The organism is Streptomyces sp. NPDC006450 (genome assembly GCF_040612195.1).
Classification (GTDB): domain Bacteria; phylum Actinomycetota; class Actinomycetes; order Streptomycetales; family Streptomycetaceae; genus Streptomyces.
Genome location: NZ_JBEXPT010000002.1, coordinates 151,315 through 178,093 on the forward strand (window position 1 = coordinate 151,315; position 26,779 = coordinate 178,093).

The following is a 26,779-nucleotide window of genomic DNA, read 5'->3' on the forward strand; positions in this document are numbered from 1 at the left end:
GGCCGGATGCTAGGCGGCAGGTCTGACGGTCGCCCGGATCGCCGCGGCCCACTCCTCGAGGAGCTCCCCGTACCGCGGCGACGCGGCACCGCCCGCGGCGACGAGCGCCCGGATCTCACGATTGATCTCCGCGAGAGGGCGCACAGGGCCACGGTGAGGAGGCGTGGGGGACATGGCGCACAGGATATCGGGCGCGGGTCGGCCCGCCGTAAGAACCGCTGGAAGATCCGGACAGTCGCGCTCGACGCCGGATGGACCCTCACTCGCGACGATCCCTACCGGGCGGCGTCCGTGTCGTCGTCGCCGGAGATCAGAGCCTCGAGACGGACGACGGGCGGGTACAGCCTGGCCAGCACCGGTACGCAGCGCGGCGGCCGCCCGGTCACGACCCGTCCGGCGGTTTCAGGCGAGGGGCGCGGCCCGGCGGCGGGCCTCCGCCACGATGGGCGAGGTGTGGAACTCCCGGGCCAGCTCCGTCAGCGGTTGGCCGCCGAGGCGGCAGGGCTCGGCGGGACCCGACCCGGGGTCGGGTTCCACCCGGCCGGCGGCGGCCCGGCGCCGGCACGCGGCCGCCAGTACGGCCGCGTCCGCCACCAGGGCGGCGCCCCGCTCGCAGCGGCCCTGGGCCAGCGCGGCCTCGTAGGCCTCGCTCCGAACGGCGGGGTCGAACCACGAGGCGAGCGCCAGCAGCCCGTCGTCGATCACCGATTCGCGGTGGATCAGCCGGATCCCGACGGGGGACCACCAGGTCAGCGGCACCGTCGTCACACTGGACGCGGCGAATCCGTGCAGGGCCTTCCACAGCGGACGCAGCCGGCGGTACTGACTGAGCTCCTGCCAGGCCGCCGATCCGCCGACCAGGGGCACGATGAAGCCGGTTCCGACCAGCAGGGCCGCCGCGGAAGCCAGCGGCGGCGCCAGGTAGGTGGACAGGCCGTCCCAGTCCCGGCCGGACCAGCGGGCGCCGACCGCCGCCCATTTCGCCACGAGGTAGCCCACGTCCATCACCATGCCGGACATGAGCAGCGCCAGGCCGGTGCGCAGCGCCCGCAGGGCCGGGTCCACGCGCCGCAGCCACTTCCAGCACAGCAGGGTCAGCGCCGTGCTGCCGACGGTGTGCGCGGCGAGGTAGAGGGCGATCATCTCGCGCATCCACGGGGTGTTGGCGTAGTACGTGTCCAGGTCGCGCAGCCGCTCGACCGGCGCGTCCCCCTTCGCGAACAGGAAGACGATCGCCACGGCGACGGCGCCGTACGCGACCACCGTGATCCGGGTGGCCCGGCGGACCCCCGGGGTCGGGCCGCCGCCCCAGTGCAGGATCAGCACGATGCACGAGGCGGAGAACGCGGAGAGCGTGGCGTAGACCAGGGGGGCGGAGAAGTTGACGACGCCGGTGAGGCGGTTGACCGCGGCGATCGTCGGCGGACCGGACAGGAACATGGCGAGGGAACCGACGACGAGCAGCGTGCACACGGCACGCATCAGCGGCTGGTCCCAGCCACGGCGCAGCGTCGGCGCCTTGATGACCAGTGCCAGGACGATCACGAACCCCGGAACGTAGAGGATGAGCCCGTCCGTCATCGTGCGCCTAGCGGGCTTCGACGGGATCGGCTTCTTGGTCGAGTCCCGCGACGGCCCGCTCGGCGGCGGTCAGCGGCGGGCCCCCCGGCGCACCCCGCTCCGAGGCACGCAGGACCTGCCAGACCACCGACGGCTTGAGCCAGTGGGTGGGCGGGCTGCTCATGGTGATGACCTCCAGGAAGGCGGCGGTCAGCTCCTCCCGGGTGGTGGCCCCGGTCATCAGCCGGGAGACGTAGGAGTTGAGCAGGCCGGCGCCGGCGCGCGGCTCCATGCCGGTGGCGCCCGGGTACAGGATGTCCTGCGAGGTGGCGAGTTCCCAGGCGGTGGCCACCTGCGGGGCCAGGGCCCGCTGGGCCTCCATGCCGATGGCGGGGTGGGCCGGACCCTTGGCGCGCAGCAGGGCGCGGACGGCCAGCAGTCCCTTGGCCGCGACCGTCATGCCCTGGCCGTAGAGCGGGTTGAAGGTGGCGACCGAGTCGCCGACGGCGAAGAACCCGCCGGGGAGCTCGGCCTTCTCGAAGAAGATCCGGCGGTTGGCGGTGCCCTGGGTGACCGCGACGTCGGTCAGCGGCTTCCTGCCCTCCAGGAGCTCGCCGACGATCGGATCGCGGATGCCCTTGGCGAACGGGATGAACTCGTCGGGGTCGGCGGTGGGCTGGCCGCCGCGGGTCCCGGAGAGGGTGGCCTGCCACTGGCCGTTCTCGATGGGGACGATCGTCGCGGTCTGGCCGGGGACCGGGACCCGGGGGTCGGACTGGACGTTGACGATGGGGAAGCCCAGCTCGTGGGCTCCGGCGGGGGCTTCGAAGATCCTGGTCGCGTAGACCAGGCCGGAGTCGACCTCCGCCTGCCGGACGCCGTCCACGCCGAGCGCCTGGAGCCAGGCGCGGGCCCGGGAGCCGCGGCCGCTCGCGTCGACCACGAGGTCGGCGGTGATCAGCCGGCCCTCCTCCTCCGGGGTGTCGACACGGACGCCGGTGATCCGCGCGGCGGTGCCCTCCAGGGAGCGGACCCGGCTGCGCTGGAGGGTGGTGACCCCTTCCAGGGCGATCACCCGGGCGCGGACCACCGAGTCGAGGAGGTCGCGGCTGCAGGAGATGTTGAACTGCTTCTCCCCGTGCCGCGGGATCCAGCCCTGGGCGGTCTTGGTGACCAGGTCGGTGGGCAGGCTGCGGCGGATCGCGCCCGCTGCCGTCCAGTCCTCCATGATGCCCGGCAGGATGTCCTCGATGGCCCGGGCGCCACCCGACCACATGACGTGGACGTGGCGTGCCTGCGGCAGTCCGCGCCGGGGCTCCGGGAGCTCGGGCAGGGTGTCGGCGTCGATGATGGTGACCGCCGCGTGCTCGGCGAGGACGGCGGCCGCAAGGAGGCCGGCCATGCTGCCCCCGATGACGACTGCGTGGCGGGGCGGGGAAGACTGGGTCATCGTGTGGTGCTCTCTGTCAGGGCCGTGCGCATGCGCATCGGCGGAGTAGGTGCGTCGGCGGGAAGGCGGTGGTCAGCCGCCGGGGGCGTGGGCCGGGGCCCGCTCAACGTCCACAGCCGAACGAGGTCTTGATGCGCTCGATCGCCTCGGGGACCTGCTCTTCCCGGGGCGGTGGCAGGAAGGTCTTGAGTATCTTTCCGAGGTGCAGGCCGAAGGTCTCCGCCCGGACCTCCGCGGGATCGCTGCGGTCGGCCCGGGCGGCCGCCTGCCGCAGCACGGTGCTCAGCCCGTCCTCGGAGTGCAGCAGCTCCGCCAGGCGACCGCCCCGGCCGGTCAGCCGGGCGGCCACCGCCATGCCCTGGCCGTGCTGGTCGCAGGTTCCCTCGTCCAGGTGCCACAGCTCGTGGCAGGCGATGACGAGCTGGTGTTCGGGCCGGGTGCGCTCCTCGATGACGAGGAGGTCGCGGTCCTCCATCTCCAGCCACAGCCCGCTGGCCGTGTCGGGCGGGAAGGCGGCGAACCGGAACAGCACCGGCCGGTCGCGGCCGCTCCCGTAGGCGGCGCACAGGCGTGCGATGATGCCGGGGGCGTCCGTGCCCGGAGTCAGGCGTGCCGCCGCCAGCAGATCGTCGCCGAGCTTCCGCATGGCCCGTGTGGTCCTCATCGCGCTCCCCCTTCGGCACTGCGGTCGATGTCGTCGGCGCTGCCCGGCGGGTGCGGGGCGGCCGAGTGGCCCAACTGCCCTTCCCGGGCCAGCAGGTCGTCCAGGTAGTCCGCCAGCGACTTCCAGCCGGACGGCGAGAGCCGGCCGGCGCGGGTGACGATGCTGCGTACGTCGTGCGCCCGCAATACGGCGAGCATGGGGTTCTCGGCGTCCCGTTCCGAGGACCGCAGCTCGCGCTCGATCCCGGCCAGCGCCCCGGCCAGCGCCTCGGTGTCGTCGGCCAGCAGGAAGCCGCTCCCGACCCCGTAGAAGCGCTGGATCCCGGCGGCCGCCGCGAGGTTGGGGAGTCCCTCGCCCTGGGTGAGGCGGGTCAGCGACTGGCCCGAGGCGTCGAAGGAGCCGGCGATGGCGGAGAGGGAGTGGGCCTGCCCGTCCGCCCGGGGGCGGGTGCGGCGCAGGTGCTCGAAGCGGCGGCGCACCTGCTCCTTCAGAGGGAGCCGGGGCGGGTTGCCGTCGAGCGTGAGCCGGATGTCCTGCGGGGTGATGCCGGTGAGGAAGGAGAGGCGTTCGAGGTCGTCGGCCGCGCCCGCCGCCCGGCCCCCGGACCCGGTGGTGGCCAGGGCGTGTTCCACGGCGCTCTTGCTGTCGGCGAGCAGGAAGCCGGCATACACCCCGAAGAACCGCTGCACACCGGCCGCGTGGCCGAGCCGGGGCAGTCCGGTGCCCGCGTTGAGCGGACCGAGGGAGGCGCCGGGGGCGTCGAAGTCCTCGGCTATGGCCGCGAGCGACCACTCCCGGCCGTGCTTGTCGCGGCGGGTGGCGCGCAGCAGCAGGAAGCGCCGGTGCACCCGCTCGCACAGCGGCATTTCGGCGGCGGTGCCGTCCAGGATCCGGGGCACTCGGGCCGGTTCGACCCCGGACAGCCGGCTGAGCCGTTCCACGGCGAGCACGTGCGCCGGGTCCTGGCCGCACCGCTCGGCCAGTGCCACGACACGGGCCCGGACCGCGCGGAGGTCGGGTCGGTCGGCGGCTCGCACCGGGTATTTCTCCGTCAGTAGAGAGAAAATTCGAACTGGTTGCTCTGCGTGAAGCCTAACCCCCGGTTCCGTGGCGGAACAGGGCAGCCCCCCACCTTTCTTTCCGTCCAGCTCAAAAAAGGTGGGGACGGCGCACCGCCGCGCAGCCCCGGTGGCCCTGCGCCGATTACCTCGGAAGTAATCGACCCGGCGGAGCTGCGGCGGCACAGTGGAGCCATCGGGTTCCGGGGCCGCGCACTCGGCTCCGGGGCCCGGGCATCCGTACCCCACCAGCGCATTCGACCCTCGACGGAGGCTGATCCGCCATGTCCGCAACCCTGCTCACCGCCGTAGCCCGCACCGCCGTCCCCCGGGAGGCGCTGCGCCGGGTCCTCGCCCTCGACGCCGTCGTCAGCGCCGGCAACGGGCTCGCCTACGCCGCCTTCTCCGCGCCCCTCGGCCGTCTGCTCGGCATCGGGCAGGGGCTGCTGCTGGGACTCGGAGTGTTCATGCTGCTCTACGGGGCGGGCGTCGGCCTGCTGGCCTCGCGCCGGCAGCCCCCGGTCTTCCCCGTCAGGCTCGTCGTCGAAGGCAACTACGCCTGGGCCGCGTTCAGCCTCGTCGCCCTCGTCCTCTGGTTCACGCCCACCACCGCCGGGGCGGTGTGGATCACGGCGCAGGCGCTCGTCGTCGCCTCCTTCGCCGTCCTCCAGCAGCTCGCGCTGCGGGCCGGCTCAGGGCGCCAGTGACCGCAGGTACTTCACGGTCGCCGGGTCGGCCGGGAGGAGGGTCTCGATGGCCAGCTCGGCGACCGTCACGTCCATGGGGGTGTTGAAGGTGGAGATGGAGGACACGAAGGAGAGCAGGTGCCCGTCGTGCTCGATCCGCAGGGGGAGCGCGAGGTACGCGACGGCCTCCACCGGACCGTCCTGGTACGGCCAGTCCTGGTGCGGCCCGTCCCCACCGGGCCCCTGGGCCGTCGCGGGCAGCGGATAGGCGGCCACCTCCTCGTACAGCGCGCGCAGCGGCGCCGAACGGGCCAGTGCGATCTGCCGCTCCATCTGGGCCAGCAGGTGTCCGCGCCACTCGCGCAGGTTGCGGATCCGCGGGGCGAGGCCCTCCGGGTGCAGGGTCAGCCGCATCGCGTTGAGGGGACCGGCCAGCAGGTGCTCCGGCAGCCCCTCCATCAGCATCAGGATCCCCCGGTTGGCGGCCACCACGTCGTACGTGGCGTCCACCACCAGCGCCGGATACGGCTCGTAGCCGGTCAGTAGCCGCTCCAGCCCCTCGCGCAGCACCTCCATGGAGGGGTCGCCCAGCGGGGTGTGGGCGTACCGGGGTGCGTAACCGGCCGCCACCAGAAGGGCGTTGCGGTCCCGCACCGGGACGTCCAGCCGGTCGGCGAGCCGCAGCACCATCTCCTCGCTCGGCCGGGAGCGGCCCGTCTCCACGAAGCTGATGTGCCGGGAGGAGGAATCGGCGCGGCCCGCCAGCTCCAGCTGGCTGAGCCCGCGCCGCTCCCGCCAGTCACGCAGCAGGGCGCCCACCGTCAATGGCGCAGCAGTCGTCATACCGCGACGTTAGCCCAGCCGGAGGATCGCGGCCGGGTGACCCCGGAGCGCGGCGGGGTCACCCCAGGTCGCGGTCGGGTCACCCCAGGTCGAATACGTTCCGCAGGCCGAGACGGTAGCGCCACAGGTCGTTCCTCTTCAGCGCCTCGACCTCCGGGACCCGGTACAGCGGCCGCACCGTGCACCGGGTGGCCTCGGAACCATCCCTGTCCAGCAGGGAGTTGACGGCCGCCCGGGCCGATGCGTTGGCCCCCTCCATCGTCGCCAGGTCGATGTCGACGCGGACGTAGTCCCCGCTGAGGAAGAAGTTCGGGATCCGGGTGCCCGCGCTCGGCCGGTTGTGGAAGGTCCCGGTCGGGTGGATCAACAGCTGGTCCTCGTTGGTCGGATGGGGCGTTCCGATCCCGTCCACCCCCGGGTCCAGGAACCACGAGTGCAGCTTTCCGTCCGACAGCAGGGTCTTCCCGGTGTCGTTGAGCGAGGCCTTCAGCTGCGCCCACACCTCGCGGGCGACCTCCTCGCGGGTGCACTCCTTGGCCGTCTTCCCGTAGAGGATCCCCGGCTTGTCCCACTCGGAGATGTCCACCGACAGGCAGTCCACGGCCGCGCCGTCCCCGTAGTCGGCGGGGAAGTTCCGCGACGGCCAGTGCTCGGCCTGCTGGATCGCCGTCAACGACCAGGGCGAGTCGATGCAGTTGAGGTGGCCGTGGACGAGGGGTGCGCGCTCGGTGAGGTAGAACTGGATGCCGGTCATCCAGTCGGTCCGCAGCAGGTCGCACCGCCCGAGCATCGGGTCGGCCGCGCGCAGCGCCGGGCTCCAGGTGCGCCGGGCGTGTTCGACGGGCAGCGCGCTGACGTAGTGGTCGGCGGCGACGGTCCGCACGGCTCCGGCCGGGTCCTCCACGAGGACCCCGCTCACCCGGCCGTCCCCGTAGCGGACCTCGCGCACCGTCCACCCGATGTTGAACTCCACGCCCAGCGAGCGCAGATGGGCTTCCCACGGGTCGATCCACGCCTCGTTCGTGGGGAGGTTCAGGATCCGGTCCGGCGGGCCGTCGGCGCCGCGGCCCAGCAGGTTGAAGACGAAGGCCTCGCCCAGCGTGCCCACGGTGCGGGTCGAGGCCTCCTCGGCCTTGGTGGCCACGATGTTGCGGGTGACGCCGATGGCGAGGATCCGCTGGTACTCGCTCGACATCCGTGCGGCCCGGGTGAACTCCCACCACGGGGTGCGCTCCCACTGCCCGTCGCGCCGCTCGTCGCAGCTGGTGAGGAAGACCAGGGCGCGGTCGACGAAGTACGCGGTCTCGTGGAGCGGGAGGCGGACCAGTGACTGGAGGATGCCGGTGAGGGCCCGGCGCAGCTCGTCGGGGGTGAGCTCGGCGGGGGAGTGCTCCGGCCAGGGGATGGGTGCGCGCAGGTCCTCGCGGCCGGCCGCGCGGGCGAACATCATCTCGCGCGGGGCGACCAGGTTGTCCCAGACGCCGTTCGCGTTGCCGGGGAAGGGGATGCGCCGCATGGTGTCCGGCAGGTTGTGGTAGATCCCGGGGATGAAGCGGAACCCGTGCTCCGCGGGGAGCGGCCGGCGGCCGCCGCGGGCGCTGCCGGGCACGTCCATGCTGCGCGCCTTGCCGCCGAGCGCCCGCCGCTCGTACACGGTGACGGCGTAGCCGCGTTCGGCCAGTTCGTGCGCGGCGGTGAGGCCCGCGACCCCGCCGCCGAGGACGGCCACGCTGCCCGCCCGCCCGGCAGCGGCGGGATCGGTGGCGGCGGATCCGGCGGCGGCCGGTCCGGTCGCGGCCTCGGCCGAGGCCGGGAGGCTCCCGGCGGCCGATAACGCGCCCGCGGTGGCGGCGGCCCCCGCGATGAAGGTGCGCCTGGAATTTCCTGTGCGCGTCACGATGATGCTCCCTCGATACCCGGCTGGATGGCCCGGCGGATCACCGGGTCGTACCGCTCGGCTATTACCGGCGGTAACAGTCACGTCCGGCGCAGGAGCATAGGCGCGGCGCGGTGGCCGCGGAAGACACGGAAGTACCCGCACGCACTATGGCGCGAATCCTTCCCTCCGGCCCAGGCTGTGGGAACCTTGACCCCACGTCAGGTCAATCGGGCACGCGTGCCCGTCGTGTGCGTCGTGTACGGGGAAGGAGTCCGCGGATGTCGAGAGAGCCGCTTTCGCAGAAGGAGATCGAGGACCGGCTGCGGGAGCTCCCCGGCTGGTCCTTCGAGGACGACCGGATCATCCGCACCTACCGGCTGGGCGGCCATGTCGCGGCGAGCGCACTGGTCAGCCATATCGCCGCCGTGCAGGAGGAGTTGAACCACCACTCCGACCTCACCCTCGGCTACAACACCGTCCGCGTCTCCGTGAACACGCACGACGCCGGAAGTCGCGTCACCGACGCCGACTTCGCCCTCGCCGAGCGCGTCGAATCCCTGGCCCCCTCCCACGGCGCCGCCTGATGGCGGAGGCACCGCCCATGCCCGTGCCCGTGCCCACACCACTCGTGCCCACGCCCAGACCGCTCCTCGACTACGACGCCGAAGCCGAGGCCTACGACGCCACCCGCGGCGGGGTCCCGCGCGCCGAGGCCGCCGCCGCGGCGGTACTCGGCCTGCTCCCGCCGGGCGCCGTCACGCTGCTCGACCTCGGCTGCGGCACGGGCATCGTCACCACCCGCATCGCCGCCGCCCGCCCGGAGCTGCGCGTCATCGGCGCGGACGCCTCGTACGGGATGGCCGCCATGGCCCGCTCCCGGGGGGTCCCGGTGGTCCTCGCCTCCGGGACCCGGCTCCCGTTCCGCTCGGGCTCGCTCGGGGCGGTCAGCGCGGTCTGGCTGCTGCACCTGCTGCGCTCGCCGGGCCTGGTGGCCGCCGTCATCGCCGAGGCCGGGCGGGTGCTGCGGCCCGGCGGGGTGTTCGTCACCACCGTCGACAAGGACGCCGCCCACGACGTGGGCAGCGACATCGACGAGGTGCTCGCCGAGCACCTCACCGCCACCCCCGCCGACTCCGCCCAGGCCGTCACCGGCCACGCGGCCGCGGTGGGACTGCGCCCGGCGGGCGAAACCCTCTTCACCGGCCACGGCCAGGGCCGCACCCCGCGCGGAGCCGCCGAAGCGCTGCTCGCCGGGCGGTACGCCTCCCGGGTCCACCCGCGCGGCATCACCCCGCGCGAGCTCGCGGACCGGCTGGAACTCCTGCCCGGACCGGACACCCCGCGCGCGGAGCCGACGTACCGGCTGCGCGGCTTCGTACGGGCCTGACGGGCGGGTCAGGGGGCGGGGACGACGGGCCGGCCCCGCCCCCCGACCCGCCTCAGGCAGGCTCCAGGCGCCACCACTGCGCCGGGGAATCGGTGTCCTCGCACTGCCGGGCCCGGCCCTCCGCGTCCGCCTCCAGCGGCAGACCGCTGATGACGGCGATCAGCGAGACCACGCCGGGGTCGTCGAGGTGCTCCTCCACGACCCACTCCTGCGCCCCGAAGGCGTTCGCCTTCCACACCTGGACCCGGGTGCCGCTCTCGGTCGACGCGTTCGCGACATCGAGCCGCTTCCCGTTGTGGACGCTGACCAGGTGGAAGATCCCGCCGCCGCTGTGCACCGGGGTGATCTCCCAGCGCCGGGCCGCGGCCGGCTCGCCGTCCGGCCCGACGCAGACCCGGTTGCCGCTCTCGACCTGGAGCAGCAGCCCGCTCCCGGCGTTGCGGATCAGGTACACGCCGTCGGGCGCCTTCGTCCGGGGCATCGGTGTCATCGGCGGCTCAGTAGTCGAACTCGGCCGGGTCGGGACCGATCCGGCGTCCCGCCGAGCCCGCGCCGAGCGCGTCCAGCGCGGCGACGTCCTCGGCGTCCAGCTCGAAGCCGAAGACGTCCAGGTTCTCCCGGATCCGCGCCGGGGTCACGGACTTCGGGATCACGACGTTGCCCAGCTGGAGGTGCCAGCGCAGGACCACCTGCGCGGCGGAGCGGCCGTGCTTGGTGGCGATCGCGGTGACGGCGGGCAGGGTGAGCAGGTCCTTGCCCTGGCCGAGCGGGGACCAGGCCTCGGTGGCGATGCCCAGGCGCGCGTGCAGGGCGCGCAGCTCGGTCTGGGGGAGCAGGGGGTGCAGCTCGATCTGGTTCACGGCCGGCACCAGGGAGCTCTCGGCGCCGAGCCGTTCCAGGTCGGCGGGGCGGAAGTTGGACACGCCGACGGCCTTGGCACGGCCGCTCTGCGCGATCTCCTCGAAGGTCTTCCAGATGGCCAGGAAGTCGTCGCGCATCGGGCGCGGCCAGTGGATCAGGTACAGGTCGATCTCGTCGAGGCCCAGCTTGGCCAGCGAGGCGTCGAACTCGCGCAGCACGTTGTCGCGGCCCCAGGTCTCGGACTTCCCGTTCCACAGCTTGGTGGTGACGAAGAGTTCCTCGCGCGGCACCCCGGCGGAGGTGATGGCCTTGCCGGTGCCCTCCTCGTTGCCGTAGACGGCGGCCGTGTCGATGCTGCGGTAGCCCGCCTCCAGCGCCGTCCGGACGGCCTGCTCCGCCTCGGCGTCCGGGACCTGCCAGACGCCGTAGCCGAGCTGGGGCATGAGCGTGCCGTTGTTGAGCTTGATGCCGGGGACCTGGTTCACGTCGGTCGTTCCCTCTGGTCGTCGCTGGTGCGGGTGCTGACTGCCGTACGGACAGTGGTGCGCAGGCCCGTACGACCGGCGACAACCGGGCACCGGCGTGGCCTATTCCCGCCGCACGGGTGAATCCGCACGGCGGGAACGGGGCGCTCCCCGGGCACCCGGGGCTACGCCCCCAGGTACGCCTCCCGGACCAGCGCGTCGGCCCGTACCTCGGCGGCCGTGCCCTCGGCGAGCACGGTGCCCAGGTCCAGGACGACCACCCGGGTGCAGAGGTCCATCACGAAGGCCACGTTGTGCTCGACCAGCAGCACCGCGCAGCCCTCCTCCTCGGCGAGGCGGCGCACGACCGCCGCGAGCTGCTCGCGTTCGGGCGCGGACATGCCCGACGCGGGCTCGTCCAGGAGCAGCACCCGGGGCGGATCGGCCACCGCCCGGGCCAGCTCCACCATCCGGGCCCGCCCCACCGGCAGCCCGCCGGCGTACGAGTCCCCGAGCGCGCCGAGGCCGCAGTCCGCCAGCACCCGCGCGGCCCGCTCCCGCCGCTCCCGCTCCCGGCGGCGCCGGGTGGGCGAGGCGACCAGATCGGCGGCGAGACCGCCGCCCCCGCCCCGCCACTCCTGCGCGACGAGGACGTTGTCGGCCACGCTGAGCTGCCCGAACAGCTGCTGGCGCTGGAAGGTCCGGCGCATGCCGTGCCGGGCCCGCCAGACGGGGGAGCGGCGGGTGACGTCCACCCCGTCGAGCAGCATCCGGCCCTGATCGGGCCGCCGGATCCCGGACAGCACGTCGAACAGGGTGGTCTTCCCGGCCCCGTTCGGCCCGATCAGCCCGCACACCTCGCCGGCCCGGATCCCGAGGTCCACGCCCGTCAGCGCCCTGACCCCGCCGAACCGGACACTGATGCCGCGGGCCTCCAGTACGAACTCGCCCGCGTCCTCGCCCGTGTCCTCACCCCTGTACGGGGCTTCGCCCGCGCTCATGTCGCCATCCCCAGGTAGGCCTCGGTCAGCCGGTCCGCCTCCACCTCCGAGCGCGGGCCGCACCAGGAGACCCGGCCCTGCGAGAGGTAGGCGACGGTGTCGGCGATCCCGAGGATCTCGGCCGCCTTCTCCTCCACCAGCAGCAGCGCGGTCCCGGCGGCGCGGAGCTCCATGAGCAGCCCGTACACCTCGTCCACCACGCGCGGGGCGAGCCCGAGGGAGGGTTCGTCCGCGATCAGCACCCCGGGCGGCCGCTGCAACAGCGGTGCGAGGGCCAGCATTTGCTGTTCCCCCCCGGACAACGACCCGGCCGGGACCGTGCGCCGCTCGCGCAGCCGGGGGAACCGGTCGTAGACGGCGTCCCGTTCGTCCGCGTCCCTCAGGTAGAGGGCGAGGTTCTCCTCGATGCTGAGCGAGGGGAAGATCCCCCGCCCTTCGGGTGCGAGCAGCACCCCTGCCCGGGAGCGGCCCACGGCACCGTCGCGGGTGGCGTCCCGCCCGCCCACGTGGACGGTCCCGCCGACGACGGTCAGCGCTCCGGCCGCCACGCGGCAGGCGGTGCTCTTGCCGGCCCCGTTGGGCCCGAGCACGGCGAGGATCTCGCCCTTCCGGACGACGAGGTCCACCCCGTGCAGCACGAGCCCCCCGTCGTACCCGGCGGTCACACCGCGCAGCTCCAGAGCGTGCGGCTCCCCGTCGGGCTGGTCCGGGGTCGGCCCGGCAGGGCCCGCCCCGCCCCCGTCGCCGGCCCGGGCGGCGGGAACCGCCGGGACCCCGGCTGCGGCTCCGGCCGGGGCCGCCGCGCGTCGCCGGGCCCGCCGGACCGGAACGGCCGCGCAGTACCCGTCCGGGTCATTGGCCAGCGCCAGGCCCGCCAAGCCGAACAGGATCACCGGCAGGTGCGCCGACTCCGTCACGTAGTCCGCCATCACCCGCGGAGCGACGGCGAAGACCAGCCCCGCCACCACCGCGTACTGCGGCCTGCGCACGCCCGCCGCGACGACCACCGCCAGCCACACCAGCCCGGTCATCGCGGTGAAGTCCGTAGCGGTGATGCGGGTGTTGTACGAGGCGTACATGACGCCCCCGAAGCCGGCCAGCCCCGCCGACAGCGTGAACAGCAGGAGCTTGGTCCTCAGTACGGACACCCCGGAGGCCATCGCGGCCGCGGGAGCCGACCGTACGGCGAGCATCGCCCGGCCCGAGGGAGAGCCCCGCAGCGCGCTCAGCCCGGCGGCGACCGCCGCGACCAGGAGGACCAGGGCCACCCCCAGCGCCCGGTCGTCGGAGAGGTCCACCGGCCCGATGACCGGGCGCGGCACCGACCACCCGGAGTCCCCGTTGCGCAGCCACCGCATCTGGAAGAGCACCTGGTCCGCCAGGAAGGCCAGGGCCAGCGTCGCCAGTGCCAGGGAGCGCCCGCCGAGCCGTAGCGCGGGCAGTGCGACCAGGGCTCCCAGGACGGCGGCCACGCAGGTGCCGACCGCCAGGGCCGCGAAGAACGGCCAGCCGCGGCTCATGAGCAGTCCGGCCACCAGCGCGGCCCCGGTCACGAAGGTGCCCTGGGCCAGGGACACCATCGCCCCGAGCCCGGTGACCACGGTGAAGGACATGAACACCAGGGCCAGTGCGAGCCCTTGGGCGAGGAGCCCGCTCCAGAAGGGGGTGGTCACGGTGTAGAAGGCCGTGCCCAGCAGTACGGCGCCCGCCGCCCACACCCCCCAGCGCCGCGCCCACGTGGCCCCGGCCAGATGGTCCGGCGAGGCCACGTCCACGGCGGCGGTCCCGGCGGCCCGGGCCCGCCGGGTGAGCACCAGCAGCCCCCCGAACAGGATCAGGAAGGGCACGGCCGTCCTGAACCCGGTGACGGAGTCGGCGAAGGAGGCGTAGCCGACGACCAGGTTCTGCAGGACCCCGAGCCCCAGCCCGCCCGCGAAGGCGAGCGGGACGGAGGCGAACCGTCCGATCACGGCCGCCGTGGCCGACACGAACAGGAACAGCGTGAAGTCGTGCGCCGACAGCCCGAGGAGCGGTGTGGCCAGTACGCCCGCCAGTCCGGCCAGCCCCGACGCGATCATCCAGGCCACCGAGGACAGCCGGTCGGCGTCGATCCCGCGCAGCTCGGTGAGCGAGCGGTTGTCGACGGCGGCCCGCAGCCGCAGCCCCAGCCGGGTGTGCCGCATCAGCACCCACAGGGCGACCGCCACCAGGGCCGTGGCCACCCAGGTGATCAGCTGGTCGGAGTCGATGCCCACATCGGTGGTGAGCTGCCAGGACTTCGCGGGGCTCGGCCCCACGCCCGGCAGCCCGAACTGGTTCTCCGCCGGCTTGAGCGGCGCCCCCGCGGCGTGAAGGAGCTCCACCGTCCACAGCCCGGCCGCCGGCAGGGCCACCAGCAGCCCGATGGTGGCCACGATCTGTGCCGTCTCGCCGACCTGCGCGAGTCGCCGGAACATCAGCCGGTCCAGCGCCCACCCGAGCCCGGGCGCCAGCACGAGGACCACCAGCAGCGCCGCCGGGACGGCCGGCCAGCCGAGCCCGGAGTGCAGTTCGTAGAAGGTGAGCGCGCACAGGTAGGCGGTGGCCCCGTGCGCGAAGTTGAACAGCCCGGACGCCGAGTACGACAGCACCAGCCCGGTGGCCAGCAGTGCGTACAGGGCGCCGGACACCAGACCGCTCAGTACGAAGGCGAGCAGATCTCCCATTGCGGTTCCCGCACCCCTACTTGAAGGGGATGGGCTCGTAGCACTTGAACGGCACGGAGACCTCGTACGCGCCGTTCTTCAGCTGGACGAGTGCCCCGCAGCCGAAGCTGTCCTTCTGGCCCTTGGGCTCCGCGCGGTCGCCGACGAGGGTGGCGGTGTCGGAGAAGCTCTGCGCGGCCGTCTGGAAGGACTCGACGGTCAGGTCCTTGCCGGCCTTCTGCGCGATGGACACGAACAGGTCGGCCGACATGTAGCCCGTCATCATGTGCATGTTGAGGGGGATGTCCTGCCCGCCGTTGGCGGCCTTGATGTCGGCCTTGAACTGGGCCATCTTCGGGTTCGCCGACTCGAAGGGCTCGAACTGCAGCAGGACGTGCACGCCGTCGAGGGCCTGCTTGGTGGCGTCCTTGGCGAGCAGGCCCGGGTCGTAGTCGGTCGGGTCGGAGAGCAGCCCCTTGTAGCCGCTGCGCTTGAGCGAGGTGAACAGCCCGATGTTGTTGGGGGTCTGCATGACGGAGACGACGGCGTCCGGGGCCTTGCCGCCGTTGCTTTCGAGGATCTCCTTGACGTACGCCGACCAGTCGCTCGGCACGGCGGTTGCGGGCACCGAAGCCTTGGCGTAGGAGACCTTGAACCCGGCGCTGGTGAAGCCCTGCTGGAAGGTGCGCACGCCGAACTTCCCGGCGTCGCTGTCGTTGGCGATGATCGCGACCGACTTGCCCTGGGCGCCGCCGAGGACCTGGCCGATGCCCTCGGGCCAGGTCTGGTTGATGGTGCCGCCGGGGGTGGGGACGAGGCAGCCGTTGAACCCGTAGATGTACTTGGGTCCGCAGAAGGAGGGGAGCGTGCCCCAGCCGAAGGTGGGCACCTTCTCCTGTTCCAGGAAGTCGGCGCCGGTGAAGGTGACCGAGCTCATGGGGGAGACCGCGAAGACCTTGTCCTGCTGGACGAGTTTGCGGGCCGCGGCCAGGTTCTTGGCGGGGTCCTGCCCGTCGTCCTCGGCGCCGATGTAGTCGATCTTGCGGCCGTTGATCCCGCCCTCGGAGTTGGCTCTCATGTAGCGGGCCTTCGCACCGAGGTCGGTGTCCTTCTTGCTGTAACCGCTGGCGCTGGTCATCGACACGATGCCGCCGACCTTGACCGAGTCGGCGCTCACCCCGCGGGAGTTGCCGGCGGCTCCCGGCTTGTCGGGGGAGGCGCTGTTGGAGGCGGAATTGCAGGCGGAGACGAGCGCGAGCGTAGCCGCCGCGGCGGCCAGGGTGCGGATCGGTCGCAACATGTGTGGATCCCCTCCGGTCGGAATCCCCGCATTCTGTGCGCGACCTGACGCATCGTCAATATCAACGACAAGTAAAGTGACGACCCGTCAGGTAACGGTTCGGGCCGCTGGCGTGATCGCTCCGCGCGCTCGTCAGGACTGGTAGAGGGCCGCCACCTCCTCGGCGTAGAGCTTCTCTATCGCCCGCCGCTTCAGCTTCAGCGAAGGCGTCAGCAGGCCCCGTTCCTCGGTGAACTGCTCGCCCAGGACGCGGAACGTGCGGATCGACTCGGCCTGCGAGACCAGGGTGTTGGCCGCCACCACCGACCGGCGGACCTCCGCCGTCAGATCGGGGTCGAGCACCAGGTCCGCCGCCGGCAGCTGGGGGCGGCCGCGCATCGCCATCCAGTGCGCGACCCCCTCCATGTCCAGGGTGATCAGGGCCGCGATGTACGGCCGGTCGTTGCCCACCAGGACGCACTGGGAGACGAGCGGATGCGAGCGGACCCGCTCCTCCAGGGCGGCCGGGGCGACGCTCTTGCCGTTGGAGGTCACCAGGATCTCCTTCTTGCGCCCCGTGATCGTGAGGTACCCGTCCGCGTCGAGACGCCCCAGGTCCCCGGTCGCCAGCCAGCCGTCCCTCAGTACGGCCTCGGTGGCGTGCGGGTCGCCCAGGTACCCGGAGAAGACGTGGGCGCCGTGCAGCCAGATCTCCCCGTCGTCGGCGACGTGCACCGTACCGCCGGGGATCGGCGGCCCGACGGTGCCGTACTTGGTGGCCCCGGGCGGGTTCGCGGTGGCCGCCGCGCAGGACTCGGTGAGCCCGTAGCCCTCGAAGACCGTCACCCCGGCGCCGTCGAAGAACAGTCCCAGCCGGCGCGACATCGCGGAGCCGCCCGACATGGCGTGCCGCACCCGGCCGCCCAGCGCCTCGCGGACCTTCCCGTACACCAGCTTCTCGAAGAGCTGGTGCTCCATGCGCAGCTTCGCCGAAGGCCCGGGCCCGGTGCCGAACGCCTTCTGCTCGCGCGCCTCCGCGTACCGTACGGCCGTCTCCACCGCCCGGTCGAAGGGACCCGTCCGGCCCTCGGTCTCGGCCTTGCGGCGGGCGGCGGCGAAGACCTTCTCGAAGACGTACGGCACCCCGAGCACGAACGTCGGCCGGAACGCCGCCAGGTCCGGCAGCAGTTCGGCCGCCGCCAGCACCGGCTGGTGCCCGAGCTTGACCCGGGCGCGGACGGCCGCCACCTCCACCATCCGCCCGAAGACGTGGGCGAGCGGCAGGAAGAGCAGGGTGGACGGCTGCTCACCGGGCCCGGCCCGGAAGACGGACTCCCAGCGGGTCACCATCGTGTCGGCCTCGAACATGAAATTGCCGTGGGTCAGCACACAGCCCTTGGGGCGTCCGGTGGTCCCCGAGGTGTAGATGACGGTGGCCGTCGCATCGGGCGTCACGGCGCTCCGGTGGCGGTGCACCACGTCCTCGGCGACCTGGAGCCCGTCCTCGACGAGTCCGTCCACGGCGCCCGCGTCCAACTGCCACAGCCGGCGCAGCATCGGCAGCCGGTCGATCACCGACCCGACGGTCATGGCCTGGTCCTCGTCCTCCACCACACAGGCCGTGCACTCGGAGTCGTAGAGGATCCAGTGCACCTGCTCGGCGGAGGACGAGGGATAGACGGGGACCGGCTGGGCGCCGATCGCCCACAGGGCGAAGTCGAAGAGCGTCCACTCGTAGCGGGTACGGGACATGATCGCGACCCGGTCCCCGAAGCGGACGCCCTGCGCCAGCAGCCCCTTGGCGAGCCCGAGCACCTCGGAGGCCAGCTCGCCCGAGGTCACGTCCCCCCAGACCCCGCCCGACTTGCGGCCGAGCACGACCCGGCCGGGGTCCTCGCGTGCGTGCAGGAAGACGGCGTCGGCCAGACCTCCGACGGGTGAGCCCGTGACGACCGGTGGGACGGTGATCTCGTGCAAGGCCCGCTCCTCTCCGTACGGCGCGGCGACGCTATCCCACGCCCCTCCGCACGTGATCACCGAAAGGAGACCTGCACAAGACCTCCCCACCTCCACGGCGGGGTGTCCGGCGCGGTGGGACGGCCCGCGTACGGCGGATGCGGGCGGGCCGTCCGTCCGGGCGGCTTGCGGCTACCGGCTGAGGGACCTGAGCGCCGCCGCGTCGTACGGCTTCAGCTCGTCGAAGCGGTTCCCGAGGACCTTCGCGGCCCACTGCGGGTCCTGGAGCAGCGCCCGGCCGACGGCGACCATGTCGAACTCGTCGCGTTCCATGCGGTCCAGGAGGTCGTCGATGTCGCCGAGTGCGGCTCCCTCGCCGGCGAAGGCGCGGAGGAAGTCGCCGTCGAGGCCGACCGAGCCGACGGTGATCGCCGGCCGGCCGGTGAGCTTCTTCGTCCAGCCCGCCAGGTTCAGGTCCGAGCCCTCGAACTCCGGGAGCCAGTAGCGCCGGGTGGAGGCGTGGAACGCGTCGACGCCGGCCGCCGTCAGCGGGGCCAGGATCGCCTCCAGCTCCTCCGGCGTCTGCGCGAGCCGTCCGTCGTAGGCCTCCTGCTTCCACTGCGAGTAGCGGAAGATCACCGGGAAGTCGGCCGCGACGCGCTCGCGGACCGCGGCCACGACCTCCGCGGCGAACTTCGTACGGGCCACCGCGTCGCCGCCGTAGGCGTCGGTGCGGCGGTTGGTCCGCTCCCACAGGAACTGGTCCAGCAGGTAGCCGTGGGCGCCGTGGAGTTCGACCCCGTCGAACCCGATCCTCTCGGCCTCCGCGGCGGCGTCGGCGAACGCCCCGATGACGTCGTCGAGGTCGGCCCGGGTCATCGCCCTGCCGGTCCCCTCGGTGCCGTCGACGCGGATGCCGGAGGGGCCGACGGCGGGGGCGTCCGGGTACGGCGCCTCGCCCTGCTTGCGCACCATGCCTATGTGCCACAGCTGAGGCACGATCGTGCCGCCCGCCTCGTGCACGGCCGCGGCGACCTTCGCCCACCCGGCCAGCTGCTCCTCGCCGTGGAACCGCGGCACCCGGTCGCTCTGCCCGGCGGAGTCGTGGCCGACGTAGGTGCCCTCGGTGACGATCAGGCCCACACCCGCGGCGGCCCGGCTGGCGTAGTAGGCCTGCACGTCCTCCCCGGGCACGCCGCCGGGGGAGAACATCCGCGTCATCGGCGCCATCGCGATGCGGTTGGGGACGGTCAGGCCGTTCAGCTGGACGGGCCGCGACAGGATCTCGGCCGCGCGCGAGGCGGTGGGCGTGGTGACGGTCATGCGGGTCCTCCGGATTGAGGCTGTGGCTCGTCGGGGTGGCAACGAGAAGTGCATAGTACACATGTTATGTATCATGCATATCGAGTGTTCCGGCGGCTCGCGTACGGCCGAGCCGCGCTCGTGGGGGCCCGGCGGCCCCCGGTTTCACAGGTCCGCGATAATGGGGCGCCGGACAGAGGGGAGGCGCAGTGCTGGAGAAGCTCGAGCGGGAGCTGATGCTGCTCTCGCGGCACCAGGTGCTCGCCCGGCGCGAGCGCGACCACGAACGCCTGGAGCGGTCGGCGTACCTGCTGCTCAGCCGGATCGATACGCAAGGCCCCATGTCCATCGGACAGTTGGCGGAAGCCTTCGGGCTCGACACCTCGACCGTGAACCGCCAGACGGCCGCCCTGCTGCGCAGCGGACTGGCCGAGCGCGTCGCGGACCCGGACGGTGGCATGGCCCGCAAGCTGCGCATCACGGTGGAAGGCGGGCGCCGGCTCACCGAAGACCGTGAGGTCAACCAGTCCTGCCTGGCCCGGGTGGTCGCCGGCTGGTCCCCGGAGGAGGTGCGGGAGCTGGAGGACGCCCTGGTCCGGCTCAACCGCAGCGCCGAGGCCCTCGAAGGCCGGTACTGGCCGCGCACGGAGGAAGACGGCACCCGCGCCGCGTGCAACCCGCCCGTGGCGCCCGTTCCCGCGGCGCCCGCTCCCGCCGCGCCCGGTCCCACGGCGCCCGTTCCCGCCGCGCCCGCTTCCGCGGTGCCCGTTCCCGCGGCGCCCGCTCCGTAGGAACCCCGCTCCGTAGGAACCCCGCTCCGTAGGAACCCCGCTCCGTAGGAACCGGGGGAGTCCGTAGGTAGCTACGCGGCCCGTGTGAGTCGGTCCGCGCCCGACAGGATCGCCGCTGCCAGGGCCTCCGCGGCGGCGGAGCCGCGGGCCCCCCGCAGCAGTGCGAACTCCACCGTTCCGAGGTCCGGCAGGCCGCCCACCCGGACCAGCCCGGGCGGGATCAGCCCCCGCGTATGGGCCATCACGCCCAGCCCCGCCCGCGCCGCCGCGATCAGGCCGCTCAGGCTGCCGCTCGTACAGGCGATCCGCCACGGCCGCCCGTCCGCCTGCAACACGTCCAGCGCCCGCGCCCGCGTGATCCCCGGCGGCGGGAAGACGATCAGCGGCACCGGCCGGTCCGGGTCCACCCGCAGCCCCTCCGCCCCGATCCACACCATCCGGTCCCGCCACACCAGCCGGCCCCGCTCGTCCCCGTCCCCGCGCCGCTTGGCGAGTACGAGGTCCAGGCGCCCCGCGTCCAGCCGCTCGTGCAGGGTCCCCGACAGCTCCACGGACAGCTCGAGCTCCACCTCGGGGTGCTCGTGCCGGAACGCCTCCAGGATCTCCGGCAGCCGGGTCAGCACGAAGTCCTCCGAGGCGCCGAAGCGCAGCCGGCCCCGGATCCGCGTCCCCGCGAAGAAGGCCGCCGCGCGCTCGTTCGCCTCCAGGATCGAGCGGGCGAAACCGAGCAGTGCCTCGCCGTCCTCGGTGAGGTCCACGCTGTGCGTGTCGCGCAGGAAGAGGGGCCGACCCGTGGCCTCCTCCAGCCGGCGCACGTGCTGGCTGACCGTGGACTGGCGCACGCCGAGCCGGGCGGCGGCCTGCGTGAAGCTCAGGGTCTGGGCGACGGTGAGGAAGGTGCGCAGCTGAACGGGGTCGTACACGCCGTCCACCTTACCCTTGCTCATCACGTTCCGTGATGACAGTGAGAACGGTGTACGGGTTTCCCGATCACCATCTCACCCCCGAAAATGAAAAGGAGACCCCGCCCGCACCGCACCGCACCGCCCGCACCGCGGCCCCGCACGGTCCCGCCCTCCCGCCGACTTCAGCAAGTGAGCACCCGCATGCGCCGCCCGCACCTGCCCGCCTGGCTCCCCGTGGACCCGTTCATCATGGGTCTGCTCGCCACCGTCGGCCTCGCCGCCCTGCTGCCCGCCCGCGGCTCGGCCGCCTCCGTGGCCGAGGCCGCCTCCACCGCGGCGGTGGCCCTGCTCTTCTTCCTCTACGGCGCCCGGCTCTCCACCCGCGAGGCCCTCGACGGGATGCGGCACTGGCGGCTCCACCTCACCGTGCTCGCCTCCACCTTCCTCCTCTTCCCCTTCCTGGGCCTCGCCGCGCACACCCTGGTCCCCGGCGTCCTCACCCCTCCCCTCTACAGCGGCCTGCTCTTCCTCTGCCTGGTCCCCTCCACCATCCAGTCCTCCATCGCCTTCACCTCGATCGCCCGCGGCAACGTCCCCGCCGCGATCTGCGCGGGCTCCTTCTCCAGCCTCATCGGCATCTTCCTGACCCCCCTCCTCGCCGCCGGCCTCCTCGGCAGCGGCGCGGGCGGCTTCTCCGCCGATTCCCTGCTGAAGATCGTCCTCCAGCTGCTCCTGCCCTTCCTCCTCGGCCAGGCCCTGCGCCCCTGGGCCGGCGGCTTCCTCGTCCGCAACAGATCGGTCCTCGGCTACGTCGACCGCGGCTCGATCCTGCTCGTCGTCTACACCGCCTTCAGCGCGGGCATGGCCGCCGGGATCTGGCGCCAGGTCAGCCTCCCGCGCCTCGGCGGACTGATGGCCGTGGAAGCGGTCATCCTCGCCGTGATGCTGGCAGTCACCTGGTACGGGGCCGAGCGCCTCGGCTTCACCCGCGAGGACCGGATCGCCATCCAGTTCGCGGGGTCGAAGAAGAGCCTTGCCGCCGGACTCCCCATGGCCAGCGTGCTGTTCGGCGCCCAGGCGAGCCTCGCCGTGCTCCCGCTGATGCTCTTCCACCAGATGCAGCTGATGGTCTGCGCGGTACTGGCCCGCCGCCGCGCGCGGGACCCGCAGACTCCGCGGGACTCCCACGCCCCGCAGGCCCCGCAGGCCACTGAGCTGCCCGAACTCGCCGCCGGGCATGTGGCGGAGGTCTCGCACGCCCCCCAACACCCGGTCCCCGAGGCCCGGTAACGTGCGGCGGTGACCTGGATACGCCCGCTCTCCGCCCACGCCCCGCGCCCCTGCACCCTGGTGGTCTGCCGGGGCTGCTGCTGCGGCGACCCCCGCAAGAACCCCGGCACCGACCACGCGGGACAGCTCGCCCGGTTGCGGGAGGTCGCGGCGGCCTCCGGCGGGCGCCTGGCCGTCCGTACGAGCGACTGCCTCGGCCCCTGCGCGCAGGCCAACGTCATCGTGGTCCAGCCCACCACGGAGGCCCGCCGCCGGGGCGCCCGCGCGGTCTGGTTCGGCTGGGCCATGGACGACACCGCCACCGACGAGATCATCGCCTGGGCCGAAGAGGGCGGCCCCGGAGCCGTCCCGCTCCCGGCGACCCTCGACCTCCACCGCATCGACCCCCCGGATCCGAAGCCGGCGGAGCCCGCCCCCCGCCGCGGCCGCCGCACGCGCTGATCGGGGCCGCGTAAGGAAGGAGCGGGCGCGGGGGCGGAGAACGTTGGAGCGAGGAAATGTCCGGTTCTCCTAGGTTCTGGGTGTCGGCCGGACGACCCCGAACCACCAGGGAGCCCCTCATGAAGCTCAACAAGCGCATCGCGTCCGAGGACGGCGCCCGCGCGGCTCACGCCGTCAGGTCGATCCGTTCCTCGCCCGCGTAGATGTTCATGTCCCCGCCCCGCAGGAACCCGACCAGCGTCAGCCCCGACTCCAGCGCCAGGTCCACCGCGAGCGAGGACGGAGCGGATACGGCCGCCAGCACGGGGATGCCCGCCATCACGGCCTTCTGCGCCAGCTCGAAGGAAGCCCGCCCCGACACCAGCAGCACCGTGCCCGCCAGCGGCAGCCGCCCGGCTTGCAGCGCCCGCCCGACGATCTTGTCCACCGCGTTGTGCCGGCCGACGTCCTCCCGTACGTCGATCAGCTCGCCCCCCGCCGAGAACAGCCCGGCGCCGTGCAGGGCGCCCGTGCGCTCGAAGACCTTCTGCTCCGCGCGCAGCCGGTCCGGCAGCTCCCCGAGGACCCGCGCGCCCACCCGTACGGGATCGTCCGCGAGCCCCGGGAACCGGGTCGCGGTGCGCACCGCCTCCAGGCTGGCCTTCCCGCACAGGCCGCACGAGGAGGTGGTGTAGACGTTCCGCTCCAGCGTGATGTCCGGCACCGGAACTCCCGCGGCGAGCTGCACGTTCACCACGTTGTAGGTGTTCGTTCCGTCCTCGGCGGCGCCCTCGCAGTAGGTCACGGCCCGGACGTCCGAGGCGGAGGCGAGCACTCCCTCGCTGGCCAGGAATCCCACGGCCAGCGCGAAATCGTCACCCGGGGTGCGCATCGTGATGGCCAGCGGTTTGCCGTTCAGCCGTATCTCCAGCGGCTCTTCGGCCACCAGCGTGTCCGCCCGGGCCCCTGCCACGCCGTTCCGGACCCGGACGACGCGACGGCGTTCGGTGACCCGTCCCATGTGATCAGTCCACCTGTTCTGTCGTTGACCGGCTCGTTCCAAGCCCGGAGCACCCATTGTCCCGGATCCGCTCCGGGCACCTTCCGCGGCCGGAGGACCCTCGGGAAGCTCCAAATTCCGGGCACTGAATCCTGTCGGGTCACGCGCCCCCGTACCCATCAGTAGCAGGCAAAGCTGGTACATCCTGACTGCCTTACAAGGGGGGACCCCGCCCATGACCGGTTCACGCGTGGTGGCGCTAGGGCACTACCAGCCCTCGAAGGTGCTCACCAATGAGGACCTCGCCACCATGGTGGACACCAACGACGAGTGGATCCGGTCCCGCGTCGGGATCAAGACCCGGCACATCGCCGGCCCCGACGAGCCGGTCGACGAGCTGGCCTACCAGGCCGCCGGCAAGGCACTCGCGAGCGCCGGTCTGACCCCGGACGACATCGATCTGGTCCTCGTCGCCACCTCCACCGCGATCGACCGTTCCCCCAACATGGCCGCCCGCGTCGCGGCCAAGCTCGGGATGGGCTCCAGCCCCGCCGTGATGGACATCAACGTCGTCTGCTCGGGCTTCACCCACGCCCTGGCCACCGCCGACCACGCGATCCGGGCCGGCGCCGCCACCCGGGCGCTGGTCATCGGGGCCGACAAGATGACCGAGATCACCGACTGGAGCGACCGCACCACCTGCGTCCTGACCGGCGACGGCGCCGGTGCGGCCGTGGTCGAGGCCTGTGACGAGCCCGGCATCGGCCCGGTCCTGTGGGGCTCGGTCCCCTCGATGGGCAACGCGGTCCGCATCGAGGGCTCGCCGCCGGTCTTCGCCCAGGAGGGCCAGTCCGTCTACCGCTGGACCACCAGCCAGCTCCCCCCGCTCGCCCGCAAGGTCTGCGAGAAGTCCGGGATCACCCCCGAGGACCTGGCCGCGGTCGTCCTCCACCAGGCGAACCTGCGGATCATCGAGCCGCTCGCCGCGAAGATCGGCGCCGTCAACGCCGTCGTCGCCCGCGATGTGGTCGACTCCGGCAACACCTCGGCCGCCTCCATCCCGATGGCCCTGTCCAAGCTGGTCGAGCGCGGCGAGATCCCCTCCGGGGCGCCCGTCCTCCTCTTCGGCTTCGGCGGCAACCTCTCCTACGCCGGCCAGGTCATCAGCTGCCCGTGACACCCGGGCCGGAGCCCGCGGCGGTCCCCGTCACAGGCTCCGGCGCGGACTCGGCCGAGTCCGGCCCGGGGACCGCGGCGCGGGACTCCGCCGCCAGCGCGGCCACGAGCACCAGCACCAGCGCGGTCAGCTGCCACACCGCGCCGATCCGCATGCCCGCGGCGGCGGTCGCCAGTACGGGCACCACCGCGAGCGCGCGGAACCGTACCGGCCGGATCCGCAAGCCCAGCCGGAAGGCGACGTCCCCCGCCAGATAACAGGCGACCCCGCCCGCGAGCGCGAGGGCGGGCCCGGCCGGCAGCTGCTCGCCCAGGTGGCCGATGCTCTTCTTCACGCCCGCCGAGAAGGCGGCGATGCCCAGCAGCATCGGGATGAAGCAGTAGTAGTACGCGCGCAGCGCCAGCTTGAAACGCCGGTCCGGGGAACAGCCCGCGAAGACGTGCTCGGCACGCCCCTCGTCGCGTACGAAGTACATCCACCACAGCGCGGCCCCGACGGCCAGCGTCAGGAACGCGCCGACGACGATCCCGAAGGTCAGGGGCAGCGAGCCCACACCGATGCCGACCGCGATGATCGACTCGCCGAACACGATGATCAGCAGCAGCCCGTGCCGTTCCACGAAGTGCGCGGCGCCGATCCCGCCGAGCTGCTCCTCGACCGTCGTCCCCTCGGCGGCGTCGGCCCCGGAGGCGGCCGCCCGCCGCGAGATGGCGGGAGTGACGAACTGGAACAGCAGCGCCAGCCCCCACAGCCCGAGGGCCACCGCCCCGTCGAACAGCCCGGCGGCCGTCACCGACAGCGCGGACAGCGTGTTCGGCAGCGCGAACCACAGCACCCCGCGCCCGTGGGCCTGGCTGTACAGCGCACTGTGCGTGATCACGACGACCAGGTAGCCGAGCCCGAAGGCGACCCCGCCCTCCCCGAAGGCCGTCGGCACGGCCAGGGCGCACACCAGGAACGCCCCCATGGCGAGCAGGATCAGCACACGGCGCACGGGCCGGTCGGGAGGCACCTGATTGGTCAGGTACGCGTAGCCGCCGTACATCCAGAACAGCACCGTGAAGATCAGCAGGACCCGTCCGGCGCCGCGGAGGGTGAGATCGTCCGCGAGCAGCACCGTGAGCTGGGTGATGGTGAAGACGAAGACGAGGTCGAAGAAGAGCTCCAGCGTGCTGACGCGATGTTCGGATTCCATACGTGATTCCCCCCTGGACTCAAACGTGCGGCGCTATCCGATCGCCTCGGCACGCGGGTGTCCAGCGGGTATCAGCATCCGGGAGCCCTCGGGGCCGCTGCCGCACGACGGCCACCGGGCCACGACGCCGCGCCGGGCGCGCGAACCGTCCCGGACATGCCCGCAGGTCAGCGCGGCGCGTCGGACTCGGGCCGGGCGAAATACCTGGTCGGAACCCCGCCGAACCTTTGCTATTGTTGTCCATGTCGCCGCGGGAAACCGGGGCCGACCACCTGTCCGGGTGGCGGAATGGCAGACGCGCTAGCTTGAGGTGCTAGTGCCCTTTATCGGGCGTGGGGGTTCAAGTCCCCCCTCGGACACAGAGGTCAATCGACCAGACAGAGCCGGTCAAAGCGAAGGAACTTCGCTTTGACCGGCTCTGTCGTCGTGCGTGAACGCGATCGAGCTGCCTGCGCGGACGCGGGCACCCGCCCCACCGGGCGCGGGGAGAGGAACCCCTTCAGGCGGTGCGGGCAGCGACGTCGGGATCCTGTGGCACGGGAGCGGTGAGCGGATCGGTCGCCCTCTGCGCAGCAGCCGTCGCGCCGACCGCAGGAGCGGTCAGCGTCGGATCCACCGTCAGCAGTGACGCTCCGAGCGGCTCGGCCATCGCACGGAGCGCGGACTCGGAGAGCCGGATCCAGGGCCGGCCGGGCCCGAGGGTGGCGACCAGCCGATCCGCACACGTGAAGGCCACGGCGGTACGGGCTCCCAGTGGGGTGCGGAACAGGCGCACCACCACCTCCGCCCTTCCCGGCAGGACCGGCACGTACAGGGGTCCGGACGGGACGCGTTCTTCGGGCTCCGGGTCGTCGTCGTACCGGAACAAACACATGGGGCCCTCCCAGGGGATCCACGAGCGGCAGGTGGGGCCCCGGATGCGGGGAG

The 26,779-nt window shown here is 72.9% G+C and carries 24 protein-coding genes, 1 tRNA gene and 1 pseudogene; 8 read left to right on the top strand and 18 right to left on the bottom strand.

Going from position 1 to position 26,779, the window contains the following annotated elements; genetic code table 11:
* Window positions 1-9 precede the first annotated feature (9 nt).
* From ABZY57_RS01670 to ABZY57_RS01690, 5 genes are all read right to left on the bottom strand, one after another.
* On the bottom strand, window positions 10-144 hold the full coding sequence (locus ABZY57_RS01670; RefSeq protein WP_356507168.1) for a hypothetical protein: 135 nt from the start codon (window positions 142-144) through the stop codon (window positions 10-12).
* Window positions 145-402: 258 nt separating this feature from the next.
* Window positions 403-1,581, bottom strand: a complete 1,179-nt coding sequence (locus ABZY57_RS01675; RefSeq protein ID WP_356507061.1) for an MAB_1171c family putative transporter — start codon at window positions 1,579-1,581, stop codon at window positions 403-405.
* 7 nt (window positions 1,582-1,588) lie between these two features.
* Window positions 1,589-3,010 (bottom strand): FAD-dependent monooxygenase, encoded by a 1,422-nt coding sequence (locus ABZY57_RS01680; protein ID WP_356507063.1) that lies wholly within the window; start codon window positions 3,008-3,010, stop codon window positions 1,589-1,591.
* Window positions 3,011-3,113: 103 nt separating this feature from the next.
* Window positions 3,114-3,674 carry a toxin-antitoxin system, toxin component gene (locus ABZY57_RS01685; RefSeq protein WP_356507065.1) on the bottom strand — a complete coding sequence of 187 codons (561 nt, stop codon included), beginning with the start codon at window positions 3,672-3,674 and terminating at the stop codon, window positions 3,114-3,116.
* Window positions 3,671-4,711, bottom strand: a complete 1,041-nt coding sequence (locus ABZY57_RS01690; RefSeq protein ID WP_356507067.1) for a hypothetical protein — start codon at window positions 4,709-4,711, stop codon at window positions 3,671-3,673. Before ABZY57_RS01690 ends, ABZY57_RS01685 begins: the two co-directional genes overlap by 4 nt.
* A gap of 305 nt (window positions 4,712-5,016) precedes the next feature.
* Between ABZY57_RS01690 and ABZY57_RS01695 the strand changes: the two genes are divergently transcribed.
* Window positions 5,017-5,439, top strand: coding sequence for a hypothetical protein (locus tag ABZY57_RS01695; protein WP_356507069.1), 423 nt, complete (start codon window positions 5,017-5,019; stop codon window positions 5,437-5,439).
* Here the strand turns inward: ABZY57_RS01695 and ABZY57_RS01700 are convergent.
* Complete coding sequence (locus ABZY57_RS01700; protein ID WP_356507072.1) at window positions 5,425-6,261, bottom strand: helix-turn-helix transcriptional regulator; 837 nt, start codon at window positions 6,259-6,261, stop codon at window positions 5,425-5,427. The genes ABZY57_RS01695 and ABZY57_RS01700 overlap by 15 nt on opposite strands.
* 79 nt (window positions 6,262-6,340) lie before the next feature.
* Window positions 6,341-8,158 (bottom strand): FAD-dependent oxidoreductase, encoded by a 1,818-nt coding sequence (locus ABZY57_RS01705; RefSeq protein WP_356507074.1) that lies wholly within the window; start codon window positions 8,156-8,158, stop codon window positions 6,341-6,343.
* Window positions 8,159-8,418: 260 nt separating this feature from the next.
* Between ABZY57_RS01705 and ABZY57_RS01710 the strand changes: the two genes are divergently transcribed.
* On the top strand, window positions 8,419-8,724 hold the full coding sequence (locus ABZY57_RS01710) for a 4a-hydroxytetrahydrobiopterin dehydratase (RefSeq protein ID WP_356507076.1): 306 nt from the start codon (window positions 8,419-8,421) through the stop codon (window positions 8,722-8,724).
* Window positions 8,725-8,753: 29 nt separating this feature from the next.
* A complete protein-coding gene (locus ABZY57_RS01715; RefSeq protein WP_356507078.1) occupies window positions 8,754-9,527 on the top strand; it encodes a class I SAM-dependent methyltransferase in 774 nt (257 codons plus the stop codon).
* 52 nt (window positions 9,528-9,579) lie between these two features.
* On the opposite strand, the gene ABZY57_RS01720 is transcribed toward ABZY57_RS01715, so the two are convergent.
* From ABZY57_RS01720 to ABZY57_RS01750, 7 genes are all read right to left on the bottom strand, one after another.
* Entirely contained in the window at window positions 9,580-10,017 is a 438-nt protein-coding gene (locus tag ABZY57_RS01720; RefSeq protein ID WP_356507080.1) for an RICIN domain-containing protein, read from the bottom strand.
* A gap of 7 nt (window positions 10,018-10,024) precedes the next feature.
* Complete coding sequence (locus ABZY57_RS01725) at window positions 10,025-10,873, bottom strand: aldo/keto reductase (protein ID WP_356507082.1); 849 nt, start codon at window positions 10,871-10,873, stop codon at window positions 10,025-10,027.
* A gap of 164 nt (window positions 10,874-11,037) precedes the next feature.
* Entirely contained in the window at window positions 11,038-11,853 is an 816-nt protein-coding gene (locus ABZY57_RS01730; protein WP_356507084.1) for an ABC transporter ATP-binding protein, read from the bottom strand.
* Window positions 11,850-14,558, bottom strand: coding sequence for an ATP-binding cassette domain-containing protein (locus tag ABZY57_RS01735; RefSeq protein WP_356507086.1), 2,709 nt, complete (start codon window positions 14,556-14,558; stop codon window positions 11,850-11,852). The genes ABZY57_RS01730 and ABZY57_RS01735 overlap by 4 nt, the downstream gene beginning before the upstream one ends.
* A gap of 16 nt (window positions 14,559-14,574) precedes the next feature.
* Window positions 14,575-15,837, bottom strand: coding sequence for an ABC transporter substrate-binding protein (locus ABZY57_RS01740; RefSeq protein ID WP_356507088.1), 1,263 nt, complete (start codon window positions 15,835-15,837; stop codon window positions 14,575-14,577).
* Window positions 15,838-15,969: 132 nt separating this feature from the next.
* The gene (locus ABZY57_RS01745) at window positions 15,970-17,793 is read right to left on the bottom strand and encodes a long-chain fatty acid--CoA ligase (RefSeq protein WP_356507090.1); all 1,824 of its coding nucleotides are present in this window, start codon (window positions 17,791-17,793) and stop codon (window positions 15,970-15,972) included.
* A gap of 171 nt (window positions 17,794-17,964) precedes the next feature.
* The gene (locus tag ABZY57_RS01750) at window positions 17,965-19,095 is read right to left on the bottom strand and encodes an NADH:flavin oxidoreductase (protein ID WP_356507092.1); all 1,131 of its coding nucleotides are present in this window, start codon (window positions 19,093-19,095) and stop codon (window positions 17,965-17,967) included.
* A gap of 215 nt (window positions 19,096-19,310) precedes the next feature.
* Here ABZY57_RS01750 and ABZY57_RS01755 point away from each other — a divergent pair.
* Window positions 19,311-19,718, top strand: a pseudogene (locus ABZY57_RS01755) (MarR family transcriptional regulator); the annotation flags it as partial.
* Between the two features lie 218 nt (window positions 19,719-19,936).
* Here the strand turns inward: ABZY57_RS01755 and ABZY57_RS01760 are convergent.
* A complete protein-coding gene (locus ABZY57_RS01760) occupies window positions 19,937-20,788 on the bottom strand; it encodes a LysR substrate-binding domain-containing protein (protein ID WP_356507156.1) in 852 nt (283 codons plus the stop codon).
* Between the two features lie 183 nt (window positions 20,789-20,971).
* Between ABZY57_RS01760 and ABZY57_RS01765 the strand changes: the two genes are divergently transcribed.
* Entirely contained in the window at window positions 20,972-22,060 is a 1,089-nt protein-coding gene (locus tag ABZY57_RS01765; protein ID WP_356507158.1) for a bile acid:sodium symporter family protein, read from the top strand.
* Window positions 22,061-22,069: 9 nt separating this feature from the next.
* Window positions 22,070-22,501 carry a (2Fe-2S) ferredoxin domain-containing protein gene (locus ABZY57_RS01770; protein WP_356507094.1) on the top strand — a complete coding sequence of 144 codons (432 nt, stop codon included), beginning with the start codon at window positions 22,070-22,072 and terminating at the stop codon, window positions 22,499-22,501.
* A gap of 166 nt (window positions 22,502-22,667) precedes the next feature.
* On the opposite strand, the gene fdhD is transcribed toward ABZY57_RS01770, so the two are convergent.
* On the bottom strand, window positions 22,668-23,501 hold the full coding sequence (gene fdhD, locus ABZY57_RS01775; RefSeq protein ID WP_356507096.1) for a formate dehydrogenase accessory sulfurtransferase FdhD: 834 nt from the start codon (window positions 23,499-23,501) through the stop codon (window positions 22,668-22,670).
* Window positions 23,502-23,715: 214 nt separating this feature from the next.
* Here fdhD and ABZY57_RS01780 point away from each other — a divergent pair, with 214 nt between their 5' ends.
* The gene (locus ABZY57_RS01780; protein ID WP_356507098.1) at window positions 23,716-24,657 is read left to right on the top strand and encodes a beta-ketoacyl-ACP synthase III; all 942 of its coding nucleotides are present in this window, start codon (window positions 23,716-23,718) and stop codon (window positions 24,655-24,657) included.
* Here the strand turns inward: ABZY57_RS01780 and ABZY57_RS01785 are convergent.
* A complete protein-coding gene (locus ABZY57_RS01785) occupies window positions 24,644-25,852 on the bottom strand; it encodes a low temperature requirement protein A (protein ID WP_356507100.1) in 1,209 nt (402 codons plus the stop codon). The genes ABZY57_RS01780 and ABZY57_RS01785 overlap by 14 nt on opposite strands.
* 274 nt (window positions 25,853-26,126) lie before the next feature.
* Between ABZY57_RS01785 and ABZY57_RS01790 the strand changes: the two genes are divergently transcribed.
* A tRNA-Leu gene (locus tag ABZY57_RS01790) sits at window positions 26,127-26,211 on the top strand.
* A 140-nt stretch (window positions 26,212-26,351) separates the two neighbouring features.
* On the opposite strand, the gene ABZY57_RS01795 is transcribed toward ABZY57_RS01790, so the two are convergent.
* A complete protein-coding gene (locus ABZY57_RS01795) occupies window positions 26,352-26,726 on the bottom strand; it encodes an SAV_915 family protein (RefSeq protein WP_356507102.1) in 375 nt (124 codons plus the stop codon).
* Window positions 26,727-26,779: the final 53 nt, after the last annotated feature.

What these genes read in the sequence shown, in the direction of transcription:
- ABZY57_RS01675 (WP_356507061.1), bottom strand. Translation starts at nt 1,581, where the DNA reads ATGACGGACGGGCTCATCCTCTACGTTCCGGGGTTCGTGATCGTCCTG.
- ABZY57_RS01680 (WP_356507063.1), bottom strand. Translation starts at nt 3,010, where the DNA reads ATGACCCAGTCTTCCCCGCCCCGCCACGCAGTCGTCATCGGGGGCAGC.
- ABZY57_RS01685 (WP_356507065.1), bottom strand. Translation starts at nt 3,674, where the DNA reads ATGAGGACCACACGGGCCATGCGGAAGCTCGGCGACGATCTGCTGGCG.
- ABZY57_RS01695 (WP_356507069.1), top strand. Translation starts at nt 5,017, where the DNA reads ATGTCCGCAACCCTGCTCACCGCCGTAGCCCGCACCGCCGTCCCCCGG.
- ABZY57_RS01700 (WP_356507072.1), bottom strand. Translation starts at nt 6,261, where the DNA reads ATGACGACTGCTGCGCCATTGACGGTGGGCGCCCTGCTGCGTGACTGG.
- ABZY57_RS01710 (WP_356507076.1), top strand. Translation starts at nt 8,419, where the DNA reads ATGTCGAGAGAGCCGCTTTCGCAGAAGGAGATCGAGGACCGGCTGCGG.
- ABZY57_RS01720 (WP_356507080.1), bottom strand. Translation starts at nt 10,017, where the DNA reads ATGACACCGATGCCCCGGACGAAGGCGCCCGACGGCGTGTACCTGATC.
- ABZY57_RS01730 (WP_356507084.1), bottom strand. Translation starts at nt 11,853, where the DNA reads ATGAGCGCGGGCGAAGCCCCGTACAGGGGTGAGGACACGGGCGAGGAC.
- ABZY57_RS01735 (WP_356507086.1), bottom strand. Translation starts at nt 14,558, where the DNA reads ATGGGAGATCTGCTCGCCTTCGTACTGAGCGGTCTGGTGTCCGGCGCC.
- ABZY57_RS01740 (WP_356507088.1), bottom strand. Translation starts at nt 15,837, where the DNA reads ATGTTGCGACCGATCCGCACCCTGGCCGCCGCGGCGGCTACGCTCGCG.
- ABZY57_RS01750 (WP_356507092.1), bottom strand. Translation starts at nt 19,095, where the DNA reads ATGACCGTCACCACGCCCACCGCCTCGCGCGCGGCCGAGATCCTGTCG.
- ABZY57_RS01765 (WP_356507158.1), top strand. Translation starts at nt 20,972, where the DNA reads ATGCGCCGCCCGCACCTGCCCGCCTGGCTCCCCGTGGACCCGTTCATC.
- fdhD (WP_356507096.1), bottom strand. Translation starts at nt 23,501, where the DNA reads ATGGGACGGGTCACCGAACGCCGTCGCGTCGTCCGGGTCCGGAACGGC.
- ABZY57_RS01780 (WP_356507098.1), top strand. Translation starts at nt 23,716, where the DNA reads ATGACCGGTTCACGCGTGGTGGCGCTAGGGCACTACCAGCCCTCGAAG.
- ABZY57_RS01785 (WP_356507100.1), bottom strand. Translation starts at nt 25,852, where the DNA reads ATGGAATCCGAACATCGCGTCAGCACGCTGGAGCTCTTCTTCGACCTC.
- ABZY57_RS01795 (WP_356507102.1), bottom strand. Translation starts at nt 26,726, where the DNA reads ATGTGTTTGTTCCGGTACGACGACGACCCGGAGCCCGAAGAACGCGTC.